Here is a 10086-nt window from a genome sequence, read left to right on the forward strand (position 1 = left end):
AGTACTCTCTTTCGAAAATCTAAACTGTAGCCCATCTCGTGTTATGCCTTGTCGTCTAGGGTTTAGGTATTATGTCATATTAATATGATTTAGCTATATTTGGTCCCCGAAATGATGAAATCTGCCGAAAACGCCTTGATTTATTGGCACATTTCAATATTCGTTTTATGACGACCGATAACTGGGGAAGTTATGCTCGGGAAATTGAACCAGAAAAACATTTGGTGGGCAAAATTTTTACCCAGCGTTATAGAGCGACATAATCTTACTCTACGCATTCATATTAAACGATTAGCAAGAAGAACTATTTGTCATTCACGCCCGATAGAAATTCATAAAAAACTTATTGGTACCTATATTGAAAAACATCATTATAACGCTTTAGAGTCATGACCCTATATTTGTATAAATTTCATGTTATCCTATCAAACCCCAAGTAAATCAAATTGTTTTATCACCATTACTATCCTTTCAACATCGTTGTTCGAAAGATGGTGGTGACAAGGAATAGTGAGAATCTCTCTCGCTAAACGTTCAGTAGTGGGAAGAATTATATGGGGTTGGCTACGCAGCCATGCTTGCTGTCGATGAATCGGTATTGGATAGTGTATAGCCGCTTCAATACCATGTTTAGCTAGGTGCTGCTGTAGTTTGTCTCGGTTTTTTGATTTCACAACATAATGATAATAAGCGTTCCCCGGTTTTCCCGTCCCTAGATCCATTCCAGTTGTTGTATTGAATAATTCCTTATCATAGAAAGCTGAAATTTCTTTGCGACGTTGTAGCCACCGATCTAGGTACTGAGTTTTAGTATTTAATACCACCGCTTGTAGAGTATCAAGACGCGAATTCATACCAAATAAGACAGATTCATTGCGTGTCTGCAATCCGTGATTACGAGCAAGTTTTGCATATTCAGCGATCTTCGGGTTAGTAGTGATGAGAACTCCACCATCACCAAAACTTCCCAGTGTTTTCAATGGGTGTAGTGAAAAAGCTGCAGCATCACCTAATGTACCAACCTGTAGGCCATTTATAGTGGTTCCAATAGCTTGGGCACAATCTTCAATAACAGATACCCCCCTCATGCGACACAACGTGACAATAGGGACAATATCTACAGGTCGCCCACGCAAATAAACGGGTATAACAGCTTTTGTGCGGTCGGTAAGTAGAGGAGCAATGGTGTCAACGTTAATAAGTTCATCATCTCCAACATCAGCAAGAACAGGTTTAGCACCAACCGCAACTATTGCCCCGACTGTTGCTATAAACGTGTTAGCACAAGTGATGACTTCATCACCCGGCCCCACTCCTAAAGCTTGCAATGCAAGTAGCAGAGCATCTGTACCGGAGTTAAGCGCTATGGCATGTGTTCCTCCGCAACATTGTGACATCCATTTTTCTAATCTTGAAACCTCTTCACCCAAAACAAAATCGCCGGTTGCCAAAATGTCTTGCCACTGTTTGAAGATTTGTTCGGATAGGTCGAGCGCCTGCTCTTGAATATTGTTGCATTTAATCATATCACGGCCTTTTAGATTTTTCGTGTGACAGCAACAAGTGCGATGGCAGAGATTCCAATAGCACTGACGATTGCAGTCAGTATCAACGTTTCAGAATATCCGACCGTTGCACCGATGATTCCTGCTCCAAGATAAATGAATGGATGTGCGCCACTGGTAACAAAGGTATCGACAGCTACAACTTTTCCAAGGTCTTTTTCCGGAGAGAGGATTTGCATAGACGTTGCCCAACCAGTAAGCCAAGATGCTTCAACAATTCCAACAAACATTGCTCCCAGAATTACCATCCAAGCTAAGCCACCCATACCCAATAAAAGCATTGCACTACAGAGAAATAAACCACAGATCACAGCAAGAAGTATCAGGCGCTGATGACCGGCAGTAAGTACCGTAACAACGGATCCAATACATGCACCAGCCCCCGAAGCTGCTAGGCAAAATCCCCACATTGTATCGCTAAATTGATCGCTGATTGCATATGGGGCGACGACTAAGAAAATTGGAAAACACAATACATTCAGGATCAAAGTAGCGATAAACCCGAGTAACAAAACAGAGTTACCAGTAATAACTGTGATGCCGTTCAATACCTCTCGTATGGAGAATTTATCGTCGGAGTTGCGAGTCCCGATATCAGGTATCAGGGCAGTAAAAAGAGCCGCGGCGAAAAACGTAATACCATCAATCAATATTCCCCATACAGGATCCCATAATATGATCACAACGCCTACTGTGGCAGGGAAGACCACAGCCACAAAGTTATCAACAAAATTCATGGCTCCGTTCCCTGCGACTAAGGCTTGCTTGGGTAGTAAATTCACGAGCAGAACTTGAGCACATGGTCGAAAAATACCAATTCCAATACCAAATATTAAATAGGCAAGTACTAATCCCCACCATGGTGCGCTTAACACCAGCAACATAGTTACAACAACTTGTGCCAATCCTCTGACGGTATCTGTCGCGATAAGAATATGCTTTGGTGACTTTCTGTCTGCCAACAACCCACCAGCGACAGCGCCAATGACCGCCCCCAACCCTACCGCAGCCATGACAACTCCGAAAACTTCTCCACTAAGTTTGGCATGGATCAGAGCAACTGGAAGAGCTGCCAAACAGACTGCATCACCAATCATTGACAAACCTTGACCAATAAGTAATTTTCGGAATGATGGAGAGCGTAACACCTCGGAATAAGGTGATGCGTGTTCAGCGAATGAAGTCATTCTGTTTCTCCGCAAATATAGATGCGCCCATCGGAGCAAGATGTGGTAGTGAGTTTCTTCTCCCCACGATAGATGTCCACGATACCATCTGCAAGTACAGTGATCATAAGTCGTTGTCCACGGAAATAAATTACGAACCGATAGGAATTCCAATCAGATGGTAATCGGGGGCAAAGATAAAGTCTTTCATCATCAACACGAAGTCCAGCTAAACCTTCAACAAGCCCTTGCCATGCACCCGCATAAGCCGACAAATGCAATCCATTGTTGTAATTTAATATGGGCGTGAAATCCAGATTATAACGACTTGCACGTGATATAAAATCGGCACAATCATCTATCTTACCTATGCCTGCGGCAAGCACTGCATGAGGGCCGTAGCTAAGTGACGATTCATGAACAGTACGAGGCTCATAGAAGTTGAATGTCACTCGCTTCACTTCATCAGAGAAATCATCGGGAAACAGAGACATGAGAAGAACAATATCGGCCTGTTTTATGACCTTGGAAGTGAAGTTTCGCAGCTTTTCAGCAGAATATTGTTCACATTCATCTATGAATTGCGGTCCACGTTTCTTTTCATTTCTTAGTTCAGTATCCTGAAGGATTGCGTACCCATCAAATTCCTCCGGAATAGAGACACCATCAATAACCATCCAGGGAAGATAGACGTTTTCACTAATTGTTTTCCAATTTTTGACCTCAGTGACAGAAATCTCGGGGAAGAATCTGCAATTAATCAGCGAAAGTGCGAATTTGATGCACCATCTGAGAAGGTAGTTCGTAAAAAAGCTATTATCGACATGGTAATGATATTCATCTGGCCCCATTACCGAATTGATTACATATGCCTGCTTTTTATCGGACCACTTAAATACTGATGCTGCAAATCTTGCACATTCAGCGACTATCTTATAACCACGAGTATTCATATAAACATCATCGTAGGTTACAGACCAGTATCTGTATAGGGCATAGCAGACATCTGCAGAAATGTGTAATACTTCATCGACACTCCACTCCCGCACGATATCAGCATCAGGATAAGAAAGGACATAATGAGGCCCATTTTCAGCACCATGATCATTAGAAGCCTCTGGGAAACGAGCTCCCAAAAATCCCGTAGATTTTGCAAATTCAATCGCTTTTTCCATACTGTGGTATCGGTAGTCAATAAGTGCTTTTGCTACACGAGGGTTATTCCAAGTCCAAAATATACATTTGTGGAGTTCAGTATCGAAAAAAGTCGCTCCTGAATGATAAGGGCTGGTCAAACCACGAGCTGGCGAAATAAAACCTGACTCATGGTTATATGCACCAATACCATGTTGTAGAAGTTGGAAAAGTGCATATTTAATACCAAGTTCAATGGGCTTATCGGACGCATCGATTGTCACATCATACTTTTTCCATAGTTTTCTCCACCTAGCCTGATGCTCATGCTGGGAGGAGATGAAGTTAAATGGCAGCGGAGATATCCCAAATCCTACACTGTCATTTTCTGAACGAACCTGCCAATGTATGAATAAAGGATGATGTTCATTCTGAGAAAAGTCGAAGGTTACAGATGTAGCACAGCTCTGCCCTAAGCATGACCATATGCTTGCACATCTGACAGAGAATAATTGAACATCATAGTACAGTTTTTGATCTCCGATCGCGACAATAGCGCTAAAACCATCTTTATTGGAATAACATTGATTAATGTCATAATGACGAGCGGCTAACCACGAAGCCGTGCCGAGATATTCGTTGACTGCAGAAATATCAATTCCGTAGTCCAACCGTAATCGCCGTGGTCCAATTTCGGTGTTTATTTGACGTAATTCAATAACAGTTGAAACTTCAGGCTTATTGGGAACATCGATAAATTGCCTTACGATCAACTCAAATTCTCCTCCTCTTACGTACAAATACTCGGTGCTGGTAACAGATGCCGTATCGAGAGATAAGAGAATTTTCGCAGCTCGCCCACTTTGGTGAATTGCTGGTTCACCTGTTTCAATATCATAGAGGCGGAGAATTCTTGGTGCTGGCAGTGATACTATTTCACGTGAAACACCAACACCAGCTGTATATACTCTGTCCATAAGTAGCTGAACACGCTGAGCTCTTTCAGATGCTTCAGGCACACGCGGTCGCAGTCCCATGAAACTATTAGCTAATGTTGTAATACATGAAACAAATGCTGACGAATCAGAGCTGACTTCGGATATATTTTCTTCTTTTCTTCCATAAGTGATTGTCAACATGAAAGACTCCTTGACACATTGAAAGACCAATCCGTGTATTTCATATTCAGCATATTATGGTAGCAAGGGTCTCTAAGAACATTAGTGCTGTTAATAAACCAACCCGACTGCCACTTATCGCATATTTCCAAAACGGCATCTCGAATTGCATAAACAAATTGAAACCCTAATTCATTCTGTACTAAACGAGAGTCTAGTCGGTAAGATCTTGTGTCATTGGAAGCTGTTGTAGCAATAGATATATTAGTATTGAAATAGTGGTCAACAACATCTTTGACCTGCAATGCTATGTCGCTCACAGTGTGGTTCTCATAACCAACGTTAATAGCACGTCCATTGATTGAACCAAGAGAATCGCGTTGAATAAGTGTTGTATATAGACGAGTCAAATCGCCAATATGGACATTAGGTCGATATTGATTCCCGCCAAAAACGGTAATTTTTCCTTGTGAAAGTGCACTGGCAGTCAAAATATTTACAGTCAAATCTAAACGTTGTCTGGGTGACCAACCGCAAACTGTTGCTGCTCTAATTGCAACGGTCTCAAAATCTGGGCTTGCCAGACTGAAAAGAACCGCCTCTCCTTCTGCCTTATATCGGTTATAATCGGTTATGGGAACACAAGGCTGGCTTTCGTCAACGATAGGTTGATCATTTATACCGTAAACACTCGCTGATGATGCGTAGATAAAACGCCGACACCCAAGATTCTTGGCACTTGTCATGAGATGAGGAAGGCAAGCGATATTTATAGATCTACTGACTTCCGGATCTGAGTTAAAACTAGGGTCATTTGCTACCGCAGCAAGGTGTACTACTGTTGTTACTCCCTGTAATGAATCTTCAACAATCGTTTTATCACGAATATCACCCTTAATGAACTCCAGATGGGGATGCTCAAGAAAGAGGCTAAGTCCGTTAGGAAAAAATTGGGCATCCAATACCCTAACTTTATAGCCTGCCGCCAATAACTTAGGCACCAGTCGCGACCCTATATATCCTGCTCCACCGGTTACAAGAATCGTTTCATATTTGGTTTGCATATCATTTCCTTATATTGTGTCGACAATAGGAATAGTGATGTCATTGAGAGATGGGATAATAAAAGCGCGTTGGTCGGTAGCTATAGGCAGGAGTTCATTGCGGTGGATCTGATAAGCTCTGATTCCTAGATTACAGGCTACGTCAACAGAATGTGGAGAATCATCAATAAGCGTGACATTCATTGAAGAATGCTCTTCAATGAGAGATAAGAACAACTTCTCTCGAGTCTGATTTTGCTCTTGCCGTACTACGTTTTGTTGATTGAGTGATATGCCTTCCTTACGCAGCATGTCATCAAATAGGGAAGATGCATTTTGTGAAGCCGTGTAAAATTTAACCATCTGTTGTGACAATTCTACTCGCTTTAAGAGTCGCAGTGCATCGTCGAAAAGTCGGGCGTATACAGAAAGCCGAAGAAATTCGGCCTGTTTGATTTCCGCAAGTATACTTATGCTGCTACTATTTAGATTATCCTGCTCCGAAAGCAATCCTGCCTTTTTTAATTCCAAAAGGCGGGAAGCACCTTCTAATCGCGGTCGTCCTGCGATATTAGCAAGATATTCTTCATGAGTAAGTTCTTTTAGCCCGAACTGATGGGCAGCGTTACGCCAAGCTTCGTAGTGCGGAGTATCAAGAAGTGTTCCGTCGAGATCAATCAATAGAAGTGCTTGCATTATGGCTCCACTATTTCTTAAGTGTTTGACATACTTTTGCCCATAATTATTTTTGCGATCCTAGAAGTTGAATCCATTACCTTATCGTCAGTGAAAGCTATACTCCCCCCATTGCTTTCAACAAATACTCGTTCTGCATTCAATCTTAAATCTGTACTGGCGCCATAATCTGCACCTTTAAAAAACACATGAGGACGAAGAACAGAGAGAATAAACTCGGCAGTCGGTGAATCACTCACTATCACATGATGACAATAGCGAATCGACTCCATGAATTTAGCGCGATGATAATCGGAAAAAATGGGGCGATCAGAACCTTTGTTGACATACTTATCAGCTGTAATTGACACGAAAAGACGATCAACCAGTGAATTTGCCTGTCGTAAATGATGTATATGACCAATATGGACGATATCAAAGCATCCGTGACATAATCCAATTATCAGACCATCTTCTCGATAACCTTCAGCAAGCTCTTCTAGCTCTGTAATGCTGTTCAATATGGTCATACCTGCGCCTCCTATGAAATAAGATATTTTGCCATTATGTTCAGATGCTCAGATGTTCCCCAATAATCTGGAATTTGCCCGACTATTTGGAATCCATTACGAAGATGAAAGAGGTATGCAGCACGTTCTTTATCAATGTTACCGATATCCAGACACAGGTATTTTTTCTTGAGACTTAACGCGAATGCCTCAATTTCGCTATAGAGCAAAGAAGCGATACCGTATCGACGATAACTTTGATCAACAACCAACCAGTCAGCCCAGAGAACATTCTTTGATGATATTGATCCCGGACCGCACCCCATTGTCCCGATAATTACCTCCCTTTCAGTTGCAACAAACCGAATCTCCTCTTGATGCGGATTTTCCAATTCACGCATGAATTGAATACTCGCAGCTTGGGTTAGATCATCCTCAGAATCAATTTGTGATATAAGCTTAAGGACAGCATCCATATCAGAAATGTTAAAACGCCGAATAAAAATTGTTTGTGTGTCTTTAATTGCCATGATATTTCAGCCTAGTCAAAGCAGAGTCCAGCCGATCACATGCGCTATCGATCATCTCGACAGTATGCAAAGCAGATAAAGTCACGGGTTCAGGGCAATATGTTAGAGGCAATAGAAATCCGTATAACTTATATTCTGTTGATAGCATACGGAATAACTCATGAGCGAATTTCACAGGGTAGGTATGTTCTATATCTTTCATTGTTCTTGGGCGCATTGAAGACCCGATATGAACCCCAATTCTTCCACCATAACCATCAATATGACAGGGAATATTGTGCCGATTAAATATTTCCCTCATATTTTTTATGAGTTGGCTTTCCAAATTTGCAACATGTTGATAGATAGTGCCATCTTCTAAGTGCTCGATAACTGCCAAGGCGGCAGAAACTGACAGGTATCTCCCCGTATTTGTGCCACTTATCTGCACAGGCCCACGTGGAGAGATCATATCCATGTATTCAGCTTTTCCAGCGATTCCTGCTATCGGCATTCCAGCACCAAATGCCTTACCATAGGTCGCTATATCAGGAATGACACCATACTCTTTCTGAGCCCCGCCAATATTTTCCCGAAATCCTGTTAGAATTTCATCAAAGATCAGTAATACCTTATGCTTTGTCGCGAGTACACGCAAATTTTGGAGAAATCCCTCATCCGGTTTGATACAACCGATATTTAGAGCCACAGGTTCGAGAATGACCCCTGCAACATCGTCAGAGTATGTCTCAAATGCTTTCTGCACTGCATTTAGATCGTTCCATGGCAATGATACAGTTAATTGGCCCAATTCGGCAGGAATACCAGTAGTACCTTCAAGACGTTCTAGCTCACCATTTGCGAAAACTACACCACTTCGTGGAGAAGAGTCTATATTCCATGCAAGAGTATCATTTAATCCATGAAAGTGACCTTCAAACTTAAAGATAATGCGTTTACCTGTTGCAGCTCGAGCTATTCGTGTTGCATACATAGTGGCTTCTAGTCCCGAATTTACAAGGCGTAATTTTTCTGCACACGGAACCACAGCACAGAAACGTTCACTCAACAACTGATGTTCTTCAGTTTCATATTGTTGAAGAAAACCACGTGATAATGCATGAGTAATAGACTTTCGTATAACAGAGCTATCATGGCCAAGAAAACATGACCCCCACCCCATAATATAATCGTCGTACCATTCGCCTGATAATAGCTGTATCCTAGGACCAGAAGCATTACGAATTTGTATTGGTCCGATAACAGATAAATGATTCCAACCAGATAATACGTTACCTACGCGTGTTTCGTTAATTTCTGTCATTATAATTCCTCATAAAAATCTCCAAATAACTATATGGACACCGACCTAATTCAAGTCGATGAAAATATTTTTCTGACAAAAGTAGTCGCAAACATATATTCGGCTTCAATACGCTCTATCAAACCTTTTAGCCAACGTTGTAATTCATTACAATGTTCGTCAGGCCGCTTATTGGATCTATACACGACAGAACGGGCACCATGTATCAGTATTCCCCTTAAATAGGCATCTCCCCGTTTACTGATACCGAGTTGTCTGACTTTTCCGCACGGCTATGTTCTTTGGGAACCAGCCCTAAGTAGCTGGCAAAATAGCGGCTATTTTTAAAATCTTTACCATCACCCAGTGTTATCATCAGGGCTGAAGCCCCAATGGCCCAACGCCCGGTAATGTTAACAGTCTGCGGATATCTTCATGCTGGATATTCAGATGGTCAAGACGCTTATCCAGTTCGTTCAGACGTTGTTGAAGACCTTTCAGCTCAAACAGCAATTCCTGGTCCATAATGAAATGGATAATTTTTACGCAAAGTAGAATCCCACCCTGTCTGCAGAAAGCTTTAAAGTGACCGATACTTTATCTTCTCCCGGATATAATTTTCTGCATCACTATCTGCCCGAACATCCCGGCGGACTGCCTAACCTGCCCCACGTCTTGGCTCACCATGCCTGCAACGTCACCAATTCGCACACCTGCCCACGCCAATGCGCCTAGCCAGACCATCGGCAGGACAATAAACAGCGGGCCCGTTACCAGCCCCATGATTAAATCGTCTGAGGTGTTCTGAACACGAATTAACGTTGAATATACAGAGAAATTTATTCGGGATGCTATTTTCCACAACGACCACATTAGAATTTTTATAAACAACTATCAAAAATAGATGGTGCATAGCCCTTTCATAATAGAAATTAAAAAAATAAAGTAACCATTTATGATTATGAAATAGTGAGCCCTTCAACATCTCATCATGTCGCAATGTCACATAAATCACATTTGATTCATTAGCCTAATTTATTAGACTCGCGAGCAGGAGTTAAGTA

At 41.9% G+C, this 10086-nt stretch carries 12 protein-coding genes and 1 pseudogene; 1 reads left to right on the forward strand and 12 read right to left on the reverse strand.

The window, feature by feature from the left end:
- Positions 1-98: 98 nt before the first annotated feature.
- Positions 99-393: pseudogene (locus Xmir_RS15830) on the forward strand (IS1 family transposase); the annotation flags it as partial.
- 32 nt (positions 394-425) lie between these two features.
- Here the strand turns inward: Xmir_RS15830 and Xmir_RS15835 are convergent.
- The 12 genes from Xmir_RS15835 to Xmir_RS15880 form a co-directional block, all read right to left on the reverse strand.
- A complete protein-coding gene (locus Xmir_RS15835) occupies positions 426-1526 on the reverse strand; it encodes a DegT/DnrJ/EryC1/StrS family aminotransferase (protein ID WP_099115154.1) in 1101 nt (366 codons plus the stop codon).
- A gap of 11 nt (positions 1527-1537) precedes the next feature.
- Positions 1538-2752 (reverse strand): MFS transporter, encoded by a 1215-nt coding sequence (locus Xmir_RS15840; protein WP_099115155.1) that lies wholly within the window; start codon positions 2750-2752, stop codon positions 1538-1540.
- Positions 2749-5004 carry a glycosyl hydrolase family 65 domain-containing protein gene (locus tag Xmir_RS15845; RefSeq protein ID WP_208620448.1) on the reverse strand — a complete coding sequence of 752 codons (2256 nt, stop codon included), beginning with the start codon at positions 5002-5004 and terminating at the stop codon, positions 2749-2751. Before Xmir_RS15845 ends, Xmir_RS15840 begins: the two co-directional genes overlap by 4 nt.
- Entirely contained in the window at positions 4998-6047 is a 1050-nt protein-coding gene (locus tag Xmir_RS15850) for an NAD-dependent epimerase/dehydratase family protein (protein ID WP_099115156.1), read from the reverse strand. The genes Xmir_RS15845 and Xmir_RS15850 overlap by 7 nt, the downstream gene beginning before the upstream one ends.
- 9 nt (positions 6048-6056) lie before the next feature.
- On the reverse strand, positions 6057-6722 hold the full coding sequence (locus Xmir_RS15855; RefSeq protein ID WP_099115157.1) for an HAD family hydrolase: 666 nt from the start codon (positions 6720-6722) through the stop codon (positions 6057-6059).
- Between the two features lie 17 nt (positions 6723-6739).
- Positions 6740-7231 carry an adenylyltransferase/cytidyltransferase family protein gene (locus Xmir_RS15860; protein WP_099115158.1) on the reverse strand — a complete coding sequence of 164 codons (492 nt, stop codon included), beginning with the start codon at positions 7229-7231 and terminating at the stop codon, positions 6740-6742.
- Between the two features lie 11 nt (positions 7232-7242).
- Positions 7243-7740, reverse strand: coding sequence for a GNAT family N-acetyltransferase (locus tag Xmir_RS15865; RefSeq protein WP_099115159.1), 498 nt, complete (start codon positions 7738-7740; stop codon positions 7243-7245).
- The gene (locus Xmir_RS15870) at positions 7730-9043 is read right to left on the reverse strand and encodes an aspartate aminotransferase family protein (protein ID WP_099115160.1); all 1314 of its coding nucleotides are present in this window, start codon (positions 9041-9043) and stop codon (positions 7730-7732) included. The genes Xmir_RS15865 and Xmir_RS15870 overlap by 11 nt, the downstream gene beginning before the upstream one ends.
- 50 nt (positions 9044-9093) lie before the next feature.
- Positions 9094-9288 carry a hypothetical protein gene (locus Xmir_RS29360; protein ID WP_244170964.1) on the reverse strand — a complete coding sequence of 65 codons (195 nt, stop codon included), beginning with the start codon at positions 9286-9288 and terminating at the stop codon, positions 9094-9096.
- A complete protein-coding gene (locus Xmir_RS29365; protein WP_244170952.1) occupies positions 9261-9398 on the reverse strand; it encodes a transposase in 138 nt (45 codons plus the stop codon). Before Xmir_RS29365 ends, Xmir_RS29360 begins: the two co-directional genes overlap by 28 nt.
- Positions 9398-9547, reverse strand: a complete 150-nt coding sequence (locus Xmir_RS29370) for a hypothetical protein (protein WP_244170953.1) — start codon at positions 9545-9547, stop codon at positions 9398-9400. Before Xmir_RS29370 ends, Xmir_RS29365 begins: the two co-directional genes overlap by 1 nt.
- Positions 9548-9619: 72 nt before the next feature.
- Entirely contained in the window at positions 9620-9805 is a 186-nt protein-coding gene (locus Xmir_RS15880; protein ID WP_244170954.1) for a hypothetical protein, read from the reverse strand.
- Positions 9806-10086 lie beyond the last annotated feature (281 nt).

The organism is Xenorhabdus miraniensis, from assembly GCF_002632615.1.